The sequence below is a fragment of the Kocuria salina genome, from assembly GCF_013368965.1.
Taxonomy (GTDB): Bacteria; Actinomycetota; Actinomycetes; order Actinomycetales; family Micrococcaceae; genus Kocuria; species Kocuria rosea.
In genome coordinates, this window is record NZ_SSSF01000006.1 from 252,926 (window position 1) to 274,147 (window position 21,222).

At 73.5% G+C, this 21,222-nt stretch carries 22 protein-coding genes; 11 read left to right on the forward strand and 11 right to left on the reverse strand.

The features are described 5' to 3' along the window. Positions 1-76: 76 nt before the first annotated feature. The 7 genes from E7Z53_RS13540 to pknB are packed head-to-tail and all read left to right on the forward strand — an operon-like array spanning position 77 to position 9,850. A complete protein-coding gene (locus E7Z53_RS13540) occupies positions 77-853 on the forward strand; it encodes an FhaA domain-containing protein (RefSeq protein ID WP_176337969.1) in 777 nt (258 codons plus the stop codon). Further along, positions 854-1,351 carry an FHA domain-containing protein FhaB/FipA gene (locus E7Z53_RS13545; RefSeq protein WP_017834090.1) on the forward strand — a complete coding sequence of 166 codons (498 nt, stop codon included), beginning with the start codon at positions 854-856 and terminating at the stop codon, positions 1,349-1,351. Between the two features lie 3 nt (positions 1,352-1,354). Beyond that, positions 1,355-2,851 (forward strand): PP2C family protein-serine/threonine phosphatase, encoded by a 1,497-nt coding sequence (locus E7Z53_RS13550; protein ID WP_017834091.1) that lies wholly within the window; start codon positions 1,355-1,357, stop codon positions 2,849-2,851. Next, positions 2,848-4,608, forward strand: coding sequence for an FtsW/RodA/SpoVE family cell cycle protein (locus E7Z53_RS13555; protein WP_109243679.1), 1,761 nt, complete (start codon positions 2,848-2,850; stop codon positions 4,606-4,608). The genes E7Z53_RS13550 and E7Z53_RS13555 overlap by 4 nt, the downstream gene beginning before the upstream one ends. Then, entirely contained in the window at positions 4,605-6,050 is a 1,446-nt protein-coding gene (locus tag E7Z53_RS13560) for a peptidoglycan D,D-transpeptidase FtsI family protein (RefSeq protein ID WP_017834093.1), read from the forward strand. Before E7Z53_RS13555 ends, E7Z53_RS13560 begins: the two co-directional genes overlap by 4 nt. Beyond that, a complete protein-coding gene (locus E7Z53_RS13565; RefSeq protein WP_176337970.1) occupies positions 6,047-7,804 on the forward strand; it encodes a protein kinase domain-containing protein in 1,758 nt (585 codons plus the stop codon). Before E7Z53_RS13560 ends, E7Z53_RS13565 begins: the two co-directional genes overlap by 4 nt. 3 nt (positions 7,805-7,807) lie before the next feature. After that, positions 7,808-9,850 (forward strand): Stk1 family PASTA domain-containing Ser/Thr kinase, encoded by a 2,043-nt coding sequence (gene pknB, locus E7Z53_RS13570; RefSeq protein WP_035930253.1) that lies wholly within the window; start codon positions 7,808-7,810, stop codon positions 9,848-9,850. 22 nt (positions 9,851-9,872) lie between these two features. Here pknB and E7Z53_RS13575 read toward each other — a convergent pair whose 3' ends face one another. Beyond that, the gene (locus E7Z53_RS13575) at positions 9,873-10,511 is read right to left on the reverse strand and encodes an anthranilate synthase component II (RefSeq protein WP_017834096.1); all 639 of its coding nucleotides are present in this window, start codon (positions 10,509-10,511) and stop codon (positions 9,873-9,875) included. A 142-nt stretch (positions 10,512-10,653) separates the two neighbouring features. Between E7Z53_RS13575 and E7Z53_RS13580 the strand changes: the two genes are divergently transcribed. Continuing rightward, a complete protein-coding gene (locus E7Z53_RS13580) occupies positions 10,654-11,055 on the forward strand; it encodes a cell division protein CrgA (RefSeq protein ID WP_017834097.1) in 402 nt (133 codons plus the stop codon). Continuing rightward, complete coding sequence (locus E7Z53_RS13585; protein WP_126346562.1) at positions 11,052-11,282, forward strand: hypothetical protein; 231 nt, start codon at positions 11,052-11,054, stop codon at positions 11,280-11,282. The genes E7Z53_RS13580 and E7Z53_RS13585 overlap by 4 nt, the downstream gene beginning before the upstream one ends. 93 nt (positions 11,283-11,375) lie before the next feature. Here the strand turns inward: E7Z53_RS13585 and E7Z53_RS13590 are convergent, their stop codons facing one another. The 4 genes from E7Z53_RS13590 to E7Z53_RS13605 form a co-directional block, all read right to left on the reverse strand. Next, complete coding sequence (locus E7Z53_RS13590) at positions 11,376-11,972, reverse strand: YceI family protein (RefSeq protein WP_176337971.1); 597 nt, start codon at positions 11,970-11,972, stop codon at positions 11,376-11,378. 127 nt (positions 11,973-12,099) lie between these two features. Beyond that, positions 12,100-12,816, reverse strand: a complete 717-nt coding sequence (locus tag E7Z53_RS13595) for a flavin reductase family protein (protein WP_017834100.1) — start codon at positions 12,814-12,816, stop codon at positions 12,100-12,102. A 170-nt stretch (positions 12,817-12,986) separates the two neighbouring features. Continuing rightward, on the reverse strand, positions 12,987-13,538 hold the full coding sequence (locus E7Z53_RS13600; RefSeq protein ID WP_035930494.1) for a flavin reductase family protein: 552 nt from the start codon (positions 13,536-13,538) through the stop codon (positions 12,987-12,989). A 22-nt stretch (positions 13,539-13,560) separates the two neighbouring features. Next, a complete protein-coding gene (locus E7Z53_RS13605) occupies positions 13,561-14,256 on the reverse strand; it encodes an alpha-ketoglutarate-dependent dioxygenase AlkB family protein (RefSeq protein WP_109222291.1) in 696 nt (231 codons plus the stop codon). A gap of 137 nt (positions 14,257-14,393) precedes the next feature. On the opposite strand from E7Z53_RS13605, the gene E7Z53_RS13610 reads away from it, so the two are divergent. Both E7Z53_RS13610 and E7Z53_RS13615 read left to right on the forward strand, forming a co-directional pair. After that, positions 14,394-15,413 (forward strand): LLM class flavin-dependent oxidoreductase, encoded by a 1,020-nt coding sequence (locus E7Z53_RS13610; protein WP_109222292.1) that lies wholly within the window; start codon positions 14,394-14,396, stop codon positions 15,411-15,413. Between the two features lie 76 nt (positions 15,414-15,489). Then, positions 15,490-16,329 (forward strand): GDSL-type esterase/lipase family protein, encoded by an 840-nt coding sequence (locus tag E7Z53_RS13615; protein WP_109222293.1) that lies wholly within the window; start codon positions 15,490-15,492, stop codon positions 16,327-16,329. A gap of 100 nt (positions 16,330-16,429) precedes the next feature. On the opposite strand, the gene E7Z53_RS13620 is transcribed toward E7Z53_RS13615, so the two are convergent. The 6 genes from E7Z53_RS13620 to E7Z53_RS13645 all read right to left on the reverse strand — a co-directional run bounded on the left by E7Z53_RS13620 (position 16,430) and on the right by E7Z53_RS13645 (position 21,075). Beyond that, complete coding sequence (locus tag E7Z53_RS13620) at positions 16,430-17,077, reverse strand: DUF3618 domain-containing protein (protein WP_176337972.1); 648 nt, start codon at positions 17,075-17,077, stop codon at positions 16,430-16,432. Next, positions 17,074-17,547, reverse strand: coding sequence for a phage holin family protein (locus E7Z53_RS13625; RefSeq protein WP_017834106.1), 474 nt, complete (start codon positions 17,545-17,547; stop codon positions 17,074-17,076). The genes E7Z53_RS13620 and E7Z53_RS13625 overlap by 4 nt, the downstream gene beginning before the upstream one ends. Continuing rightward, positions 17,544-18,353, reverse strand: coding sequence for a hypothetical protein (locus E7Z53_RS13630; protein WP_176337973.1), 810 nt, complete (start codon positions 18,351-18,353; stop codon positions 17,544-17,546). Before E7Z53_RS13630 ends, E7Z53_RS13625 begins: the two co-directional genes overlap by 4 nt. Positions 18,354-18,460: 107 nt before the next feature. Next, positions 18,461-19,399: an SDR family oxidoreductase gene (locus tag E7Z53_RS13635; RefSeq protein WP_017834107.1), complete on the reverse strand. Its 939-nt coding sequence runs from the start codon at positions 19,397-19,399 to the stop codon at positions 18,461-18,463. A 164-nt stretch (positions 19,400-19,563) separates the two neighbouring features. Then, positions 19,564-20,376: an alpha/beta fold hydrolase gene (locus E7Z53_RS13640; RefSeq protein ID WP_176337974.1), complete on the reverse strand. Its 813-nt coding sequence runs from the start codon at positions 20,374-20,376 to the stop codon at positions 19,564-19,566. A 102-nt stretch (positions 20,377-20,478) separates the two neighbouring features. Next, a complete protein-coding gene (locus tag E7Z53_RS13645; RefSeq protein ID WP_217905759.1) occupies positions 20,479-21,075 on the reverse strand; it encodes a superoxide dismutase family protein in 597 nt (198 codons plus the stop codon). Between the last annotated feature and the right edge of the window lie 147 nt (positions 21,076-21,222).

The window sequence follows — 21,222 nt, forward strand, 5'->3', positions numbered from 1 at the left end:
CGTCTACTATCCTGGAGAACGCCTGACCCGGGACCGGGTGCATGCGCACCGTGATCGACGCCAGGAAGGAGGCGGCATGGGATTCCTCGAGAGCCTCGAGAAGAACATCGAGAAGGCCGTCCGCGCCACCTTCTCCACCGGCTCCCGGAAGCGGGTGGAGGCCGTCGAGATCGCCAGTGCCCTCCGGCGGGAGCTCGACCAGGAGGCGTTCACGATCTCCGCCGGCCGCACCATGGCCCCCAACGTCTTCGTCGTGGAGTTCTCGGACGAGGACTTCCCGCGCGCCCAGGACTGGGGCACGCCGCTCGCGGAGGAGCTGTGCGACGTCGTCATCAAGCACGCCCGCAGCCAGGCCTACACGCTCCAGGGGGCGGTGAAGGTGTCCTTCACCCGCAACCCGGAGGTGGAGGCCGGCGAGTTCCGCGTCCACTCCTCGGCCCAGCGCACCGCCGAGTCCCCCAACACCCCCGCCACCCCGAGCGGGCAGCGGATCGCCCGCGGCCACCGCCGGGAGGAGGACGAGGGGGAGCCGACGCGCTCCGTGCCCGCGCCGCACTGGATCCCGGTGCTCGACGTCGACGGCGCGCGCTACTCCCTCAACGCGGACTCGATCGTGCTGGGCCGCTCCGCCGAGGCGGACATCACCGTGGAGGACACCGGCGTGTCCCGCAAGCACCTCGAGATCCGGCGGCAGGGCGAGCACTTCGTGGCCGTGGACCTCGGCTCCACCAACGGTTCCTACGTGGACGGGGAGCGGGTGATCGGCCGCACCGAGCTGGTCAACGGCTCCGTGATCACCATGGGTCGGACCAGGATCACGTTCCGCCTCCTGACCCCGAAGGGGAACCGCTGAATGTCCGAACTCACCGTCACCCTGCTCCGCTTCGGCTTCCTGGCGCTGCTCTGGATCTTCATCTTCAGCATCGTCGCCAGCCAGGGGCGTGACCTGGCGGTCGGCGGGAAGCTCCCGGCGGTGCTCACGAGGTCCCGCGCCGAGCGCCGGGGCGCCGTGGAGGACCCGGTGCCGCCCGCCGCGGGCCCCAGCACCGGGCAGCGCTCCCGCCCTCAGACCCTGGTCGTCCTCGACGGCCCGCTCCGCGGCCGCAGCTACCCGCTGGGCAACGCCCCGGTGCTGCTGGGCCGCTCCCCCGAGGCCACCGTGCCCCTCGGCGACGACTACGCCTCGGGGCGCCACGCCCGGCTGTTCCCGCAGGGCTCCCGCTGGTTCCTCGAGGACCTCGGTTCCACCAACGGCACCTTCGTCGGCCAGCAGCGCCTCTCCCGGGCCGTGCCGCTCGACCCCGGGACCCCGTTCCGGGTGGGCAAGACCGTCCTGGAACTGAGGTCCTGACGCATGGCGATCGCCTTCCGCTACGCGGCGCGCTCCGACGTGGGCCGGGTCCGCTCGAAGAACGACGACTCCGCCTACGCGGGCCGTCACCTCGCCGTGGTCGCCGACGGCATGGGCGGGCACGTGGGCGGGGACGTCGCCTCGGCCTCCGCGGTCATGGACCTCACGAGCCTCGACCGCCCGGACCACCACGGCGACGGCGCCACCGTGCTCACGGACGAGATCCAGAACGCCAACCAGAACCTCGCCAAGCTGGTCCTGGGCAACGCCCGCCTGGGCGGCATGGGCACCACCGTCACGGCCCTGCTCGCGGACCAGGACGAGCTCGTCGTGGCCCACATCGGGGACTCCCGCGCGTACCGGCTGCGGGGCGACGAGTTCCGCCAGGTCACCAAGGACCACACCTTCGTCCAGCGGCTCATCGACGAGGGCCGGCTGCGCCCGGACGAGGCCGAGTCCCACCCGCACAAGAACGTCCTCATGCGCGTGCTCGGGGACGTCGACGCCTCCCCCGAGATCGACGTGGAGACCCTCCGCCCGGAGCGCGGCGAGCGCTGGCTGCTGTGCTCCGACGGGCTCAACGCCGTGGTCCGCCCGGAGACCATCCACTCGGTGCTGGGCTCCACCGACGACCTCAACCAGATTGTGGACACGCTCGTGGAGCTGACCCTGGACCGCGGGGCCCCCGACAACGTGACCGTGGTGGTCGTCCAGGTCTTCGAGACCGACGACACCGCCCCCGTGCCGCAGGCCGGCGAGGCCCGCGGCGCCGTCCCGGACCCGGAGTTCGCCCGCACCTCGGACGAGATCACCGGGGACGCCGGGACGCAGGGGACCGCCGAGGCCGAGTCCTCGGCGGCCGCGCTGCGCCGCGACCTCGCCGCGCGCCCCCACCTGTTGGTGGGCGCCGCCGCCAACGCCACCCAGACCGGGCGCATCCCCACCGTGAGCGACAGCGTCCTGGAGCGCCGCGCGACCCTCCTGCAGACCTCCGCCCCGGACACGCTGGCCGATCCGCGGGACGTCGAGTCGGCGCTGCACCGGGCCGACGCCACCGTCCCGTCCCCGCGCCGGCGCCGCCACCGGCGCGCCGTGGCCGTGCTCGCGCTGGCCACGGCAGGGCTGCTGCTCGTGGCCGGGGGCTGGCTGACGAGCGGCTGGATCAGCTCGCAGTACTACGTCGGCGAGCAGCAGGGCAACGTGGCGATCTACAACGGCGTCTCGCAGTCGCTGGGGCCCGTGAGCCTCAGCGACCTCGAGCGCGCCACGGACCTGCGGGTCGAGGACCTCCCGGGCTTCGCCCAGGAACGGGTCCGCAACGCCATCCCCGCCGGCAGCCTCGAGGAGGCGGAGCGGATCGTGGGCGAGCTGCGCGAGTCCGTGCCCGAGGAGACGCCCGGCCCGGAGCCGCGCCCGACGGGCACCGTCCAGCGGGCCACCGCCTCCCCCACCGCCTCGCCCACCCCCTCGCCCGCGGCCTCTCCCGGGGGTGACGGATGAGCGCCCCCGCCGCGACCTCCCCCCGGGAGGAGCAGGCCGAGCCCCGCCAGAAGCCGCGGCGGCTCACCGAGCTGCTCCTGCTCGTGCTCGCCGTGGGCATCGGCGTGGGCGCGAACGTCCTCGTGGACCCCGACCAGGTGGGCTCGGGGGACCCGCACCTCCTCGTCTCCGGGCTGGTCCTGGGCATCGGCGCGCTGGTCCTGCACGTGGTGCTGCGGCTGCGGGCCAAGTACGCGGACCCCTACGTCCTGCCGATCGTGGTGGCCCTCAACGGGCTGGGCATCGCCATGATCCACCGGATCGACCTCACCACGGACCAGACGGCCGCGGGCTCCCAGGTGGTGTGGACGGCCTTCGCCATGACCGCCGCTTGCCTGGTGCTCTGGTTCCTCAAGGACCACCGGGTGCTGCGGCGGATCACCTACATCTGCCTGGTGCTCAGCGGGCTGCTGCTGCTCCTGCCCCTCCTGCCCGGTCTCGGCCTGGAGCTCAACGGCGCCCGGATCTGGATCTCCGTGGGCGGGCGCACCTTCCAGCCCGGGGAGGTCGCCAAGATCACCCTGGCCGTCTTCTTCGCCGGCTACCTCTCGACCAACCGGGACCTCATCCTCCTGGCCGGCAAGAAGATCGGCCCCGTGCGCCTGCCGCGGTTCCGGGACATGGCGCCGATGTTCGCGGCGTGGATCATCGCGATCGGCGTGCTGGTGTTCCAGCGGGACCTCGGCTCCGCGATCCTGTTCTTCGGCCTCTTCCTGGCCATGATCTACCTCGCCACGAGCCGGCTCAGCTGGATCGTCATCGGGCTGCTGCTCGTGGCCGTCGGAGGGTTCTTCGCGAGCCAGACCTTCGGCCACGTGGCGGCACGCCTGGACTCCTGGCTCAACGCGTTCGACCCGGAGGTGTACAACCGGGCCCCGGGCGGCTCCGGGCAGATCGTCCAGGGCCTGTTCGGGCTCTCCTCCGGCGGGCTCTTCGGGCAGGGGCTCGGCCAGGGCCGGCCGGACCTCGTCTCCTACGCCAACTCGGACATGATCATGACCGCGTTCGGCGAGGAGCTGGGGCTCATCGGCCTGAGCGCCGTGCTCGTGCTGTTCTTCCTGTTCGTCACCCGGGGCTTCCGGGCCGCCCTGGGCACCCGTGACTCCTTCGGCAAGCTGCTGGCGGCGGGGCTGTCCGCGGTCATCGTGCTGCAGCTGTTCGTGGTGGTGGGCGGGGTCACCCGGCTCATCCCCCTGACCGGGCTGACCACCCCGTTCATGTCCGCGGGCGGCTCCTCGCTGCTGTCCAACTGGATCATCGCGGCGATCATCCTGGCGATCTCCCACACGGCCCGCCGGCCCGTGGTCACCGGTCCGGCCACCGAGGCCGACCTCGCCGAGATCGCCGCCCACGAGGCCGCGCTGCGCGAGGCGGCGCGGCGCGACGAGCAGGAGCGCGCCGAGCGCCCGGGACGCCGCCGGGACCGCCGTCCCGGGACGGATCCGGACGGGCCCGAGCAGGACGCGGGGCAGGCGGACGGGGTGGACCGCGCCGCCGGAGGGCGGGGCACCGGGGCCGACACGGCCCGCGGCCCGGCGGTGCCCGCCGACACCGCCGCCACCGAGCCGATCGCCGCTGCGGGCCTCGACGGGCACCGGGACGCCGAGGACGCGGACCACCACGGCGGCACCCCCACCGAGGCGATGTCCCGCCTCACCGACAAGGACCGCAGGGGCCCCGGCGGGTCCCGGAGCACCGAGAACGGAGGAGCATCGTGAACCGGGCGATCCGACACACCTGGGTGGCCGGCGTGGCGATCTTCACCGTGCTGCTCCTCGCGCTGACCTACGTGCAGTTCGTCGCGGCGCGCACCCTCGAGGCGCACCCGTGGAACAACCGCAGCCTCTACGACCAGTTCGGCGCGGACCGCGGGGCGATCCTCGTGGACGGGGACCCGAAGGCGTCCTCCGTGCCCTCGGAGGACGACTTCGAGTACCAGCGCGTCTACGCGGACCCGCTGACGTACGGGCACCTCACGGGCTACTTCTCCCTCGTCTACGGCGCCACCGGGCTCGAGGCGGCCCTCGGCGAGGAGCTCTCCGGCGCCTCCGACGAGCAGTTCTACGACCGCGTGGTCTCCATGTTCTCCGGGAACCAGCCCACGGGCGCGTCGGTCGAGCTCACCATCGACCCGGTGCTGCAGCAGACCGCGGCCGAGGTGCTCGAGGGCCGGAAGGGCTCGATCGTGGCCCTCGACCCGGAGACGGGCGCGATCCTCGCCATGGTCTCCACCCCGGGCTACGACCCCAACGAGCTGGCCTCGCACGACTCGGGCTCCGTGATCGCCGCCGCGGAACGGCTCAACGCGGACCCCGACGCGCCCCTCGTCAACCGGGCCGTCGCCGGTGACCTCTACGCCCCCGCCTCGACGTTCAAGATCATCGACACCGTGGCCGCCCTCGAGTCCGGGGACTACACCACGGAGACCCTGATCCCGAACCCCCAGGAGCTGCCCCTGCCCGCCACCGACGTGACCCTGCCCAACTACGTGGGCGGCGGTTGCACCGCCCGTGCGGAGGCGGACCTGGAGTTCGCGCTCGAGCAGTCCTGCAACACGCCGTTCGCCTCGATCGCCCTGGACCTCGGGGAGGACGCGATCCGGGAGACCGCCCGGAACTTCGGCTACGGGGAGCCCCTCTCGGTGCCGCTCAAGGTGACCCCGTCGGTGTTCCCCGAGGAGCTCAACGAGGCCCAGCTCGCGCTGTCCTCGATCGGCCAGTACGACGTGCGCACCACGCCCCTGCAGGTGGCCATGATGAGCGCCACGATCGCCAACAACGGCGTGCAGATGAAGCCCCAGCTCGTGCGCACCGTGCGCTCCGCCGACCTGTCCGTGATCGAGGAGCTCAACCCGGAGCAGCTGCGCCGTTCCACGAGCGCGGACGTCGCCGGGACCGTCTCGGACCTGATGGTGCAGGTCGTCGAGGACGGCATCGCCCGCGGCGCGGCCGTCCCGGGGGTCGAGGTGGCCGGGAAGACGGGCACCGCCGAGATCGGCTCGGACGAAGGCCTCAACGACTCCTGGTTCACGGGCTTCGCGCCGGCCGACGACCCCCAGGTGGCCCTCGCCGTCGTCTTCGAGGACGTGGACGTGGCGACGGGCGCCTCCCTGACCAGTCCCGGTGCCAAGCGACTCTTCGAGGCGGTGTTGAACAAGTGAGACCATCGTCGAGCACCGTCCTGGGCGGGCGCTACGCACTGACCGATCGGATCGCGATCGGCGGCATGGGTGAGGTGTGGAAGGCCAAGGACCGGGTCCTGGGCCGGATCGTGGCCGTGAAGATCCTCAAGGAGGAGTACAACGGGGACCCGAACTTCCTGCAGCGCTTCCGCGCCGAGGCCCGGCACACCGCGCTCCTGAACCACCCCGGGGTGGCCAACGTCTTCGACTACGGCGAGGAGGAGGGCTCCGCCTTCCTCGTGATGGAGCTGGTCCCGGGCGAGCCGCTGTCCAACATCATCGAGCGGCAGAAGACGCTCGCCCCGGACACCGTGCTCAACTACATCGGGCAGACCGCACGGGCGCTGGCGGCCGCGCACGCCCAGGGCCTGGTGCACCGCGACGTGAAGCCCGGCAACCTCATGATCACCCCGGACAACCGGGTGAAGGTCACGGACTTCGGCATCGCCCGCCTGGCGGACCAGGTGCCCCTCACGGCCACCGGGCAGGTCATGGGCACCGCCCAGTACCTCGCGCCCGAGCAGGCCACGGGTCAGACCGCCACGGGGTCCTCGGACATCTACTCGCTGGGCATCATCGGCTACGAGTGCCTGGCCGGGCGCCGCCCGTTCACCGGGGAGTCGCAGATCGCGATCGCCCTCGCGCAGGTCAACGACCCGCCGCCGCCGCTGAAGGACAGCGTGCCCGAGACCGTGCGGGCGCTGCTGATGTCGATGCTGGCGAAGGACCCCAAGGACCGCCCGGCCACGGCCGGCGCCCTGGCCACCGCCGTGGACGCCATCCGCCGCGGGGACGAGGACGCGGCGGTCGCGGCCGTCCCGGGGATGCGCCCCTTCCTCGACCTGCCCGACGACGACGCCACCCAGGCGTTCGAGCCCGTGCGCGACGAGCCGACGCAGGTGCTGGACCGGGACCGCACCGCGGCCGCCGCGGCGACCGGAGCTGCCGCCGCCGGCGGGCCACGGCCCATCACCGCCGAGCTGGACGTCGTCGACGGCCCGGAGGGCCCCGGGGAGGGCCCCGGGGAGGACCCCGGCACCGGTCCGGCCCGTCCCGAGGAGCGCCGGGAGCGCCGCTCGGTGTGGGCCTGGCTGCTGCCGGTGCTCCTGGTGCTGCTCCTCGTGGCGGGGCTGCTGTGGTTCTTCCTGCTGCGCGAGCCGGCGCCCGTGAGCCAGGAGCCCTCCCCCACGGGCACCGTCTCGACCTCGACGGTGCCCGGCGAGCCGACGCCCCCGGCGGCGGAGCAGCCCGGCGCGGACACCGTGGAGGTCCTCGCCGCCCGCTACGAGGGCCGGCCGGTGGACGAGGTGGTGCAGGAGCTCTCCGACCTGGGCTTCCCCGTGGAGCGGCAGGGCCGCACCGCGGACGAGGAGCAGAACACCGTCCTGTCCCTGAACCCCGTGGGCCAGGTGGCGCGGAGCACCACCATCACGGTGGTCTACTCGACCGGCCCGGACACCGTGGAGCTGCCCTCCGGGATGGTCGGCCGCCCGGCCGACCCGCTGATCGACGAGATCCGGCTCCTGGGCGTGAACATCATCCGCTACGACGAGACCACCGAGGACGCCGAGCCCGGGACCGTGCTGCGCACCCAGCCCCTGGGCGGGTCCACCGTCCGCCCCGGCGACACCATCGAGATGTGGGTCGCCGCGGCGCCCGAGACCACCACCGCCCCCACCACCGGATCGCCCTCGCCCACCGCGACACCGACCGGGCCCGGCCAGGAGGGCTGAGCCGTGCCGGGCCGGAACCCCGTCCCCTCCCTCATCAACGACCGCTACGAGGTGGGCGAGACCATCGGCCGCGGCGGGATGGCCACCGTCCACCTGGGGCGGGACCTGCGGCTGGGCCGGCGGGTGGCCATCAAGGTGCTGCGCCCCGAACTGGCCCGGGACGGCACCTTCCACGAGCGGTTCAAGCGCGAGGCCCAGTCCGTGGCCGCCCTGAACCACCACTCGATCGTCTCGGTCTACGACACGGGCGAGATCCTCGCGACGACCGACGAGGGCGTGGACCGGCCGTTCATCGTGATGGAGTACGTGCCCGGCCGGACCCTGCGGGAGCTGATCCACGAGAACGCCGTGACGCCCCAGGAGGCCGTGGACATCACCCTGGGCATCCTCGACGCCCTGGAGTACAGCCACCGGGCCGGCATCGTCCACCGGGACATCAAGCCCGCCAACGTGATCGTCACCCCCGAGCGGCAGATCAAGGTCATGGACTTCGGCATCGCCCGGGCCGTGGAGGACACCTCGCCGGCCCTGACCCAGGCCCAGGCCGTCCTCGGCACCGCGCAGTACCTGTCCCCGGAGCAGGCCCGGGGCGAGTCCGTGGACGCCCGCTCCGACCTCTACTCCGCCGCGTGCGTGCTCTTCGAGATGCTCACGGGCCGGGCGCCGTTCGTGGGCGGGTCCTCGGTGGACATCGCCGCCCAGCACGTCCGGGACCATCCCCCCGCGCCCTCCGAGCTGGACCCGCGGCTCGGCGGGCGCGTCGACGACTTCCTGGCGAAGGCCCTCGCCAAGGACCGCTCCGCCCGCTTCCAGGACGCCGGGCAGATGCGCCGGGCGCTGCGGGAGCTGCGCCCCGCGGTGCCGGGGGACCTGGAGGCCACCCAGCCCCTGCACGCGGTGCGGCAGCGGGACGAGGACACCAAGACCCTCCCGCCCGTCCCCGTGCCCGCCGGGGCGGCCGCTCCGCCGACGGCGGCGGGCACGGCGGTCGCCGCGGCGCCGGTGCCGGCGGACGACCCCGGCAGCGGCTCGACCCCTGCGCGGGACCGCCGACGGCGACCGCTGCGCGCGGCGCTGATCGGCCTGCTCGCCCTCGCGGTCCTCGCCGTCCTCGGGGTCGTGGCCCTCCAGTGGGTCCAGGACCAGCGCGGCGGACCCGCGCTCGTCGCCGTCCCCTACGTGGCGGGGATGGACGCGGCGGTGGCCGAGACGGCGCTGCGCAACGCGGAGCTCGTGCCGCAGCGCGAGGAGGTCTTCGACGACGAGGTGCCCGAGGGCGACGCCGTGGGCACCGATCCCACGGCCGACACACAGGTCGAGGAGGGCTCCGCCGTGGTCCTCGCGGTCTCGCGGGGGCCCGCCGAGGTGGAGGTCCCCGACGACCTCGCGGGCCGGTCCGAGGAGGACGTGCGGGACGCCCTGGAGGCCGCCGGGCTCGAGGCCGGGGCGACCCGCACGGCGAACAGCCCGTGGGTGCCCCAGGGGATGCTGGTCGCCACCGACCCGGCCGGCGGGACCACCGTTCCGAGCGGCTCGGAGGTGCAGCTCGTGCTGTCCACGGGGCGGGTGACCGTGCCGCAGCTCGTGGGCCTGAGCCGGCAGGAGGCGGTCGCGGCCCTCGGCGCGGACGCGGTCCGCCTCTCGTCCGAGGTCGTCACCACCCCCCGGGCCGGAGTGCCCGCCGGGCAGGTCGTGGACCAGAGCGTCGACGCCGGACAGTCCGCGCCGCAGGGCTCGACGATCACGCTCACCGTGGCGGTCGCCCCGGAGCCCGAGCCCGCTCCGGAGCCGAGCCCCTCGCCCACCCCGTCCCCCTCCCCGGAGGCGACCGAGGACGAGGAGGAGGCCGAGGAGACCGCCGCACCGGAGGAGGAGGAGTCCGAGCCCGGCAGCACCCCGGACGACTCCGCCGAGACGTCCCCGGAGGACTCCCCCGAGACCGAGGCGCGCGACGACGACGAGCAGGACGGGATCCCCCAGCAGGCGGCCGACCGGGCCCGCGAAGCGCTCGAGCAGGGCGCGGACCGAGGGCCCCGGCGCGACTGACGTCCGGGCCGGCGGCCGAGGGTCAGACGGCGATCAGCGGGGACAGCGACATGGCGGCCCGCGCCGCGCCCTTGAGCCCTACGAGCTCGAGCCAGTTGCCGAGCATGAGGTAGCCGCCCTCGGTGAGGACGGACTCCGGGTGGAACTGCAGCCCGTGCAGCGGGGCGCTCTTGTGGCGCAGCCCCATGATCACCCCGTTCGGGGTGCGGGCGGTGACCTCGAGGACGTCGGGCACGGACTGGTCCACGACGGCGAGCGAGTGGTAGCGGGTCGCGGTGAACGGACTGGGCACGGCGCCGAAGACGCTCGTGCCGTTGTGCTCCACCCGGGAGGTCTTCCCGTGCATGAGCTCCTCGGCGTGGGTGACGGTTCCCCCGTACGCCTCCGCGAGGGCCTGGTGGCCGAGGCAGACGCCGAGCAGCGGCTGCCCCGTCCGCTCGGCGTGGCGGATCAGGGCGGTGCACACGCCGGCGTCGGCGGGAGCGCCCGGGCCGGGCGAGAGGAGGACGCCCTGGTGCTCGTCGGCGAGCGCGCACGCGGCGGTCTCGTCGAGGTCGTCGTTGCGGATGACCGTGGTCTTCGCACCGAGCTGCTCGAGGTAGCCGACGAGGGTGTAGACGAAGCTGTCGTAGTTGTCCACGACGAGGATCTTGACGGTCACAGGATCTCCTGGGAGTGGGGTGCCTCTCGGCGCGTGCGCCCGTCCAGCTTACGCGTCCGCAGGAGGGCGCGCACCGGGCGGCTAGACTGGTGCACCGGACCCCCCGCCGTGAAGACGGCCCGCTTGGTGATCAGGAGGATCAGTGCCCGAGTCCAAGAACCGCCGCAAGAAGCCGGCCCGCCGTCCGGGCGGCTCCGGACGGTCGACGCCGGCCGCCGCCCCGCCCGTCGACGCGGAGCTGGCGCGGCTGGCGGCGGAGGGGCTGCCCGGCGGCTCCACCGCGTTCGACCCGGAGGCCGCCGCGAACGCGGTGGCGCAGGAGCTCACCGAGCGCTCCCGGCACGGCTCCCCGGAGACCCACGCCCCGACGCCCACCTGGTACAAGGCCATCATGCTGGGCCTGCTGGTGGCCGGGCTGCTGTGGCTCATCGTCTACTACCTCTTCCAGGGCACCTATCCCGTGCCCGGGATCGGCACGTGGAACATCGGGGTGGGCCTGGCCCTGATGATGGTGGGGCTGATCATGACCACGAAGTGGCGGTGACCTCGGTGCCCCCTGCCGGCACCGGCCCCGAGGACCCGCACCAGGACCCGCACGAGGAGTCGCAGGAGCCCTCCCCCAAGCCGCTCGAGGACGAGATCGCCGAGTCCCGGCCGAAGGACGGGCGGCGGTTCAACGCCGCCACGTTCGAGGTGCGGCTGCGCCGGTGGGCGCTGCTGCTGCTGGTCGCGGGTCCCGCGATCTGGTTCCTGGTGCAGCAGCTCCGCTAGCCGCACCGGCCCGCGGCACCGGTCACGGCGCGCACGGGAGCGGCCCGCACCCCTGCAGGGGTGCGGGCCGCTCCCGTGCGCGCCCGTCGGGGATCAGGCCTGGGCCGAGGCGGCCTCCTGGCCCTCGACGGTCTCCTCGGGGTCGTTCTGCGGCGCGGTGAACGCCACGTCGAGGCTGATGACGACCTTGTCGGAGACGAGGACCCCGCCGGCCTCCATCGCGGTGTTCCAGGTGATGCCGAAGTCCTTGCGGGAGATGGTGGTCTCGGCGGAGAAGCCGGCGCGGGTCACGCCGAAGGCGTCGACGACCACGCCGCTGAAGTCGGTGGCGAGCTCGACGGTGCGGGTCACGTCCTTGATGGTCAGCTCACCGGTGATCGTGCCCTCCTCGCCGTCGAAGGCCACGGCGGTCGAGGTGAAGGTCATCGTGGGGTGCTCCTCGACCGCGAAGAAGTCGGCGCTGCGCACGTGGGCGTCGCGGTCGGCGTTCTTGGTGTCGATGCTCGCCATCTGGACCGTGGCGTTCAGGGTCGAGCTCTCGACCGGGTCGGTGACCTCGAGCTGCGCGTCGACCTCGCCGAAGGTGCCGCGCACCTTGGAGATGCCGGCGTGGCGGACGGTGAAGCCGACCTCGGAGTGGGCGGGGTCGAAGGTCCAGGAACCGGGGACGAGACCGTTGAGCTGGGACATGGTGTTCTCCTTGGGGATCGGTGGCGAGCAGGTTGTTGCTTCGTCAACTACTCTAGGAGCACCTTGGTGATGTGTCAACAACAAAGTCCGAAGTTCTTCCGGGACTTCGGGGCCCGTCTCCGGGTGCTCAGGCCTCGGGGTCCAGGGCGGAGCGGTCGTTGAGCTCGTGGAACCGGCGGCGGTGGTAGACGAGGGGGACGCCCGTGCCCTCGTGGCCGAGGACGTCGACCACGGCGGCGTTGAACACGAGGGCGGGCCCGGCCTTGATCCGGGCCAGCGGGACCGCGCGCAGGACCCGGGCGACGTTGAGCAGCCGGGGCTCCCCCGTCTCCAGGTACTCCCAGGGCATGTCCGCCCCGAAGCGCGGCGCCCCGGAGACGGCGAAGGACCGGGCGAGGTCGAGGTTCTCGGCGTCCAGCAGGTGCACCAGGAAGGAGTCGGCCTCGGCCAGCAGCGCGGCCGAGCCCTGACGGGCCTGCAGGGAGAAGCCGAGGATCGGCGGCACGGCCGACACGGAGGACACCGAGGACGCCGTCAGGCCCACCGGCCCCTCGGGGCCCCGCGCGGTGATGATCGCGACCCCCGCGGGGTGGTGGGCGAAGGCCGCCTTGAACGCCTCGCCCACGTGCTCCAGGTCCTGGAGGTGGTCTGCCGGGACCTCGAGGTCGGCGACCGACGCGGCCGCGCGCTCGGCCGGGGGGCCGGGCCGCGGGACCGCGCTCAGCCGCGGCTCCTCCGCCGTCCGCTCGGGCGTCCGCGCAGGGCTCTGCTCCGGTGCGCCGCCGGCCGGCGCGTCGTCGCCGTGCCCCCGACGAGGCCGGCGTTCGTGGTGCTGGGCCGCCATGAGTGTCCTTCCGTGGAGAGCCGTGGGAACGGTGCCGCCGGGCGGCCCCACCGGTCCACGCTACGTCCGGAACCGGAGCGGAAGTCAATCGATTCCGCCGCTGACGGGGCGGGAGAAACCCGACGTCACAGTCTTGCACGGGGGCCGTCGTCGTGTCCGGCGCCCCCGGGTCACCGGGTCAGGCCCCGGTAGCCGCGGGCGTAGTGCACCAGCGGGTCGTCGGCCTGGGCCTCCGCGACCCCGCGGCCCATCGCGGTCACCTCGCCGACGACGACCCGGTGCGTCGCGGCGGTGTGCACGGCCACGGTGGAGAGCTCGAACCACGCGAGCGCCCCGTCCAGGACGGGCGCCCCCGAGCGCGGCGCGCGCCGGAAGGGCACGCCGTCCAGCAGGCCCTCGACCGGATTGCCGGGGCTCGCGAGCCAGTTGGCGATGCCCTCCTGGTCCCGGCGCAGCACGGAGAGCGTCCACGCGCCGGAGGACTCCACCGCGTCGCAGATCCGCCCCTCCTCGAAGAGGCTCACGAGCATGGTGGGCGGGTCGTAGGAGACGTCGAGGAACCCGGTCACGGTCGCGGCGACGTCCCGCCGCCGGTGCCGGGCGGCCACGACCGCCACGCCGGAGGCGATGTCCGCGGCGAGCAGGCGGTAGGCGCCGACGTCCTCGGCGTCCGGCGCCGCCGGGTCGATCAGGTGGGCCGGTGCGGGATCGGGGAGCTCCATCCCGCCAGTCTGGCACGGGGACTCAGCGCTCCGGCCGGGACCGTCCCGTCATCCGGAGGGTCAGGTTCAGCCGCCCGCCCTTCATGCCCAGCGCGGCCGCCCCCGTGCCGGGGCGGATGCGCGGCACCCCGTGGAACGCGTAGCGGGAGGGTCCGCCGAAGACGAAGAGGTCGCCGCTGCGCAGCTCCACGTCCCGGTACGGCGCCGAGCGGGTCTGCGTGTTCCCGAAGCGGAAGACGCAGGTGTCCCCGAGCGAGAGGGAGACGATCGGCGCGGCGGAGGCCTCGTCCCTGTCCTGGTGCATGCCCATCCGGGCGTCCGCGTCGTAGAAGTTCACCAGGGCGGTGTCCGGCCGGTAGTCCTGCGCGTCCGGGCTGCCGGGGCCGTAGGCCTCCCGGGCGGCCCGGCGGCCCAGCTCGGTCAGCCACGGGGGCATGTCCGGTGCCCGCTTGCGCTCCCCGGTGCGAAGATAGCGGTAGGGCGCCCAGTCCCAGCCCAGGGTCGTGGAGCGCACCGACATCCGGCCGCCGCCCGGGAGCACCATGTGCCGCATGGGCACCGGGCCCACGGCCCACTCCCGGCAGCGGAGCACCAGGTCCCGCTGCTCCTCGGGCCCGAGCCACCCCGGCACGTGGACGGCGCCGGGGGCGATCTCCGCGCGCTCCCGGGGCAGCTCGAACAGCTCGGGCGCCGAGAACGGGGTCGAGGGGTCGATCATGCTGCCGAGCGTAGCCGCGACCGCCGACACCGCGCACCGGCACCGCGGGCGGCGGCACCGGTGTGCGCCCCGCCACGGCGGTCCCGGGCGGAGAGGAGTAGCGTGGAGGGTCTCCCGATCACCGTGAAAGGTCCGCCGTGCCGCTGCCCCTGTCCGTCATCGACTTCGCCACCGTCCGCAAGGGCGCGTCCGTGGGCGAGAGCTTCGCCGACTCCGTGCGCCTCGCCCAGCACGCCGAGCGCCTGGGGTACCTGCGGGTCTGGTACTCGGAGCACCACAACATGCCCACGATCGCCTCCTCGGCCCCGGCCGTGCTGATCGCCCACGTCGCCGCGCACACCTCCACCGTCAGGTTGGGCGCGGGCGGCGTCATGCTGCCCAACCACTCCCCCCTCGTGATCGCGGAGCAGTTCGGCACGCTCGCCGAGCTGCACCCCGGACGGATCGACCTGGGCCTGGGCCGGGCCCCCGGCACGGACCTGCGGACGGTGCGGGCCATGCGCCGGGACCCCTCCGCCGCCGAGCAGTTCCCGCAGGACGTCCGCGAGCTGCAGGGCTATCTCAGCGGCCGCTCGATCGTCCCGGGGGTCAGCGCCGTGCCGGGCGCCGGGACGGACGTGCCCCTCACGATCCTGGGCTCCTCGCTGTTCGGCGCCCAGCTCGCCGCCGCCTACGGGCTGCCCTACGCCTTCGCCTCCCACTTCGCCCCCGACGCGCTCGTGGACGCCGTGGCCGCCTACCGCGCCGGGTTCCGTCCCTCCGAGCAGCTCGCGGAGCCGTACGTCGTCGCGGCCGTCAACGTCATCGCCGCGGACACCACCAAGGACGCCGCCGAGCAGCTCGGGACCGCCCGGCGCGAACGGGTGCGCGCCATGGTGGGCCGCGGCCGCGAGCTGAGCGAGGCCGAGCTGGACATGGTGATGGACAGCCCCGCCGGGCAGCAGATCCTGCACATGCTGCACTGGTCGGCCGCGGGCACGGGCGACGAGGTCCGGTCCGCCCTGGAGGACTTCGCGGCCACGGCGGACGCCGACGAGCTCATGATCGCCCCCGCGTCCCCCACCCAGGAGCAGGTGCTGCGCTCCCTCGAGCTCCTGGCCGGGTCCTGGGGTCAGGACGCCGGGACAGACCTTCCCTCCGCCGCGTCGCGACTGTAAATTCAGGGAGTCACCGGCGTCCGCCGTCACGGCGCCGCCCCCGGGAGGCGCCACCGCCCCCCGAAAGGTCCCCGCCATGTCCTCAATCATCGCCCGACGCACCGTCACCGCCCTGGCCGCGGCGCTCGCCCTCTCGGGCGCGGCCGCCTCCCCCGCCGCCGCGGCCCCGCGCACCGTCGAGGTCGTCAACCTCGGCGACTCCTACTCCGCGGCCTTCGGCACGGGCGGGCTCCAGGCGGTCGAGGGCGTTCCCGGCTGCGTCCAGGGCACGGGACGGGACCACGTCGACAAGCTGGACGCGCACCCCCGGATCGAGGTGACCCTGGACGCGGCGTGCGCCGGCTACGAGACGCACCATGTGCGGAAGCTCGTCGCCACGGAGCCGGTCGCCGACGCCCTCGACTCGGCCGACCTGGTGACACTGACCCTGGGGGGCAACGACATCGGGTGGGGCGGGTTCATCGAGGCGTGCAGCGCCCCCGCCGAGGCCGCCTACGGTCCGGCGCCGTGCGACGCCAAGCTCGCGGAGGCCCCCGCGCTCATCGCGTCCGCCGCCGCCTCCGCGGGCAAGACCGTCGCGGCCGTCGACGCGGCGTCGGACGCGCGCATCGTGGTGCTGGGCTATCCGCACCTCTTCGACGACCGCGCGGACAGCCCGCTGATCTCCGCCGAACGGGCCGCCCAGCTCAACGACTGGACCGACGAGCTCAACGCGGCTCTCGCGGCCGGCGTGGAGGAGGAGGGCGCCGTCTTCGTGGACGTCACCGACCGCTTCCGCGGCCACGGCGTCGGCTCGGCTGACCCGTGGATCCTCTTCGGCCCCGACGCCGGCAGCCACAACCTGCACCCGACCGAGCGCGGCTACCTGTCCGGCTACTTCCCGGGGCTCCTCGGGCACGCCGCCCGGGCCCGCTGACCGGTCCCCGGGCACGACGAGGCCCCCGGACCGTCGGTCCGGGGGCCTCGTCGTGCCCGGTGCGTCACCGGTTCCCGGCCGGGGTGCGGCCGGGCGCGGGTCAGGCGTTCTTCGTCTCGTCCTTGACGGACTGCGCCGAGTCCTGGGCGGAGGACTTCAGGTGCCGGGCCTCGCCCTGGCCCTGCTGCTTGACCTCCTGGGCGCCCGACTGCGCGGTCTCCTTGACGGACTGCGCGGCCTCCTGGGCCGGCTCCTTGAGGTCCTGGGCGACCTCCTGCGCGGCGCTCTTCGCGGACTCGACCGCGTGCTGGGCGTGGGGCTGCACCCGGTCCGCCGCGTCGGCGACGAGCTCCTGCTCCTTCTGCGTGGAGGGCAGCAGCGAGCCGACGAGCCAGCCGGCGCCGAGGGCGATCAGACCGGCGGCCAGCGGATTGCCCCGGGTCTTCGCCTTGGCCGTGGCCGGGGCGTTCTGCACGGCGCCGCGGGCCTGGTCGGCGCGGTACGCCGCCTCGTCCCTGACGTCACCGGTGGAGTAGCCGCCCACCGTGAACTCGTCGTCGGAAGAACCCATGACTCGCTCCCTCACTCCGTGCACGGTGTCCTGGACCTTGCCGCGGACCTTGTCCTTCTGCCGCTCGACGACGCGCTCGGGCGTCACCTTCTCCGCGACGGCGTCGACGTCGGAGCCGAGCCGAGCGCGGGTGGCCTCGATGTCGGCGCGGATCTGTTCGGGGTTCTGCTGGCTCATCGGTTCTCCTTCTTGGAGGGCTTCACGGTGTCCGGGATCTCGGAGACGGTCTCGCGGGTGAGGGGCAGCGGATCCTGGGTCGCCTCGGTCATCTCCCGCTTGCCCTCGTTGAGGTTCTTCTTGCCCATCGCGGCGAGGATGCCGGCGATGACGGCCCAGAGCACGGCCACGATGACCGAGGACCAGGCCAGGCCCACGAGGTTGCTGAGTCCCCACATGAGTGCGAGGGACAGGAAGAGCAGGACGAAGTGACCGGCCACGCCGGCCCCGGCGAGCATGCCGGCGCCCTTGCCCGTGTCCTTGGCGGACTGCTTGGCCTCCTGCACCGCCTGCGTCGTCTCGGCCTTGGCGAGCGCGATCTCCTGCTGGATGAGGGTGGAGAGGTTGGTGCTCAGCGACTTGAACATCTCACCGAGCGACTCGTGCTCCGCCCTGTCCTCGGCGTCCGAGGGGGGAATGGGATGGCTCATCGACGGTCGCCCTCCTGGTCCGGGTAGACGGTGCCGGGCACGCGGTCGGTGTAGGTGCGGGCCGCCTCGCCCTGCTCGTCGGAGCGGTAGGCGTAGGGGTCGGCCGGGGTGTAGCCCGAGGTCTCGGTCGCCGTGAGGTTGCGGTCGTAGCCCTGGTCGTAGACGGCGCCGGTGGCGACGCCCGTCCCGGCCGGAGTGCCCTGGTCCTGCCGGCCGGAGACGCCGAAGTACTCCTTGGCGCCCTGGCGGTCGGTCGCGATCTCGTCGCTGTCCTTGACGCCGCGGGTGGCGCGGCCGGCGAGGAGCCCGATGCCGGCGGCGAGGGCCAGGAAGGTCCCGGGGCGGCGGGCCGCGAACCGGCGGACGTCCTGCAGCAGGTCCTGGGCGTCCTTGTTCTCCAGGGAGGAGGCCATGGAGTCGACGCGCCCGGAGACGCTGCCGAGCAGACCCGTGACGAAGTCCGTCTCGGGCTTCTCACCGCGGGACAGGGCGTTGATCTCGTCGCTGACGGAGCGGACGCTCGAGGCGATGCGCTCCTGCTGGGGGGCCACCTGGTCCCTGAGGTCGCTCCGGAGCTGGCCGAGGAGGTTCTGCGCCTGGGCGGTGGCCTCCTGCTTGACGGCTCCGGCCTGCTCCTTCGCCGTCTCCTTGACGCGCTGGCCGGAGCCGGCGGCCTCGTGCTTCAGCTGGTTCGCCTCGGCCTTGCCCTGCTCCGCCGCGACGTCCTTCTTGGACGAGGTGCCGGTGTCGGCCGCGTGGCTCGAGCCGGCGTCGTAGGGGGTCGGGTCATAGGGGTTGGTGGTCATGATTCCGCCTTTCTGGAACATTTCATAAGTCCACTGATGGTGCGGGCTGGTTCTAGCCTAGGTCGAAGGCTCCACGGAGCCAAGACCTTCGCCGGATCGGCGCGTCCTCACGGCGACGGGCTGCCACCGTTGACGTTGAGGGTCTCGCCGATGACGTAGCTCGACTCGGAGGAGGCGAGGAACACGTAGGCGGGGGCCAGTTCCGTGGGCTGGCCGGCCCTGCCGAGGGGCGTCGACTGCCCGAACTCTGGCAGCGCGTCCTTCGGCTGCCCGTCCGAGACCTGGAGAGGCGTCCAGAACGGTCCCGGCGCCACGGCGTTGACACGGATGCCCTTGGGCGCCAGCTGCTGGCCGAGGCCCTTGGTGAAGTTGTTGATCGCCGCCTTGGTCGACGCGTAGTCGAGGAGGTCCGGCGACGGCTGGTACGCCTGGATCGACGTCGTGTTGATGATGGAGGACCCCGCGGGCAGGTGCCGCAGCGCCGCCTTGGTGATCCGGAACATCGCCACGATGTTGACGGTGAAGGTGTCGACCAGCTGCTCGTCGCTCAGGTCCTCGAGGCTCTCGACCGCCACCTGCTTGCCGGCGTTGTTGACGAGGATGTCGAGCCCGCCCAGCCCGTCCACGGCGTTGTCGACCAGGGCCGCGCAGAAGTCCTTGTCGGTCAGGTCCCCGGGGAGGAGGACGGCCGTGCGACCGGCCTTCTCGATGGCGGCCTTGACCACCTGCGCGTCGGGCTCCTCGTCCGGGAGGTAGTTCAGGGCGACGTCGGCGCCCTCCTTGGCGAACGCGATGGCGACGGCCGCGCCGATGCCCGAGTCCGCCCCGGTGATCAGGGCCTTGCGCCCCTCCAGGCGGCCGGTCCCCCGGTAGGAGAGCTCCCCGCGGTCGGTCCTGGGCTCGAGTTCGACGTCCAGGCCCGGCTCGGGCTGGTCCTGCTTCGGGGGCGACAGGACGGGGTATCGCGTCACGGGGTTCTGGAACGCGAGCTGGTCCACCGTCTCGCGGTCGGCGTTCTCGGGGTTGCCGCTGTTCGTCTCGGCCATGCTCCACTTCCTCTCGTCGTGCACTGATCTGGACAGCATACTGATGATGCGGTCGGCAGGACAACGGCTTCTCTGTGGGAGAACAGGACACCCCGCGCCCCCGTGACGGAGGGACCGCCGAGGGGCACGGGGCGCAGGAGCGTACTGCCGCGGGGTGACCGCGCTCAGGCGTCGAGACGGTGTAGGAAGTTCTCCAGGGCGTCGTCGAACGCGGCGGGCTGCTCGAGGTTGGGGGTGTGCCCGGCGCCGTCGACGACGACGAGCTCCGCCCCGGGGGCCAGCTCGGTCATCCGCAGGCCGGCGCCGCCGTCGAAGGCGTCGTCCGCGCCCACCACGACGAGCACGGGGATCCGGGCGCCGCGGAGCAGCTCGGTGAAGTCCCGGCGCTCGGCGCGCCCGCGCATGGCCGCGGCGGCCCCCTTCGCGGGGGCGTTCTGGAGCATGGCCAGCACCTCGGCCGCCACCTCGGGGCGGGTCTCCACCGTCGACTCGGCGACCATCTTGCCCAGGACATTGCGGCCGTAGGCCTCCATGCCGCCGGTCAGCATGGCGTCCGCGGCGACGTGGCGGCGCCGCCTGCCGGCGGCGTCCTCCGCCTCGGGGACGGTGTCGTTGACGACCAGCGCCCGGACCCGGCCGGGGTGGCGGTGGAGGAGCTCCATGGCGATCTGGCCGGACATCGAGAACCCGACCACCACCGCCCGGTCGACGGCCAGGTGCTCGAGCAGCGCGGCGACGTCGTCCGCGAACTCCTCGGTGTAGACGATCCCCTCGGTGACCTCGGACCCGCCGAAGCCGCGCAGGTCGGGGGCGATCACCCGCCAGCCGCTGGAGGCGAACACCTCGACCTGACGGGTCCACATGCTGCGGTCGTAGGCGTGACCGTGCAGCAGGAGGAGGACCGGCCCCTCCCCCCGGTCGGTGTAGGTCATGGTGACCCCGTTGATCCGGGCGGTGGCGGGACTGACGTCGGGCATGGTGGGAGACCCCTCTCTCGGGCGTACGGCAGGAACGCTCCCAGGGTAGCGAAGGACGCCGCCGCAGGGCCGGGTCTCACCCGCGGCCGGAACGGCCCGCGGTCATTCGACGACGCCGCAGGCCAGCCGCGAGCCGGCGTCGCCCGTGCCCAGCGTGGCCTCGTCGGGTCCGCCGGGGGCGTAGCGCTCCGGGACGTTGGCGTGGTTGTCGGGGCCCGAGTGGACCACCACGGCGCTGCCGTCGTCGTCGGCCACGAGGTCCTGGACACCGAAGCGGTCGGTGACCGTCGTGAGGAAGCCCGCCCCCTCCTCCGTCACCAGGAGACCGGGGAGGTCGCCCCGGTGGCCGGGGTGCTCGGCGTCCTCGTTCCCGAGGTGGCCGCCCGCGGAGAGGAACGCGCCCGTGGTGCCGGGGTCCCCCGGGGCCGCGCTGTCGGGCTCGCAGAGGCCGGTCGCGTGCACGTGCAGTCCGTAGAAGCCGGGCTCGAGTCCCTGCACCTCGGCCACGACCTCCGTGCCGGCGGCGACCTCCGAGAAGCTGACGCTGCCGACCTCCGCGCCCTCGGCGTCCTGGAGGACGGCGCGGGAGCCGGGAGCCGCCTCCGGGGCGGCCGACGTCTCCTCGACCACGGCGCTGTCGTCACCGCCCCCGCCGCAGCCGGCGAGCACCAGAGCAGCCGTTCCGATCACTGCTGCCATCAGCCTGCTCCGTCGCACGGCTCCTCCTCGTCGTCACCGGGTCCTGGTCCTCGACCATAAGCCGTGGTCGGAGGGGATACAACGAGGACGGAGGGTGTTAAATGCGGGGAGCCCCCGCACCGTGTGGTGCGGGGGCTCGACCCTTCT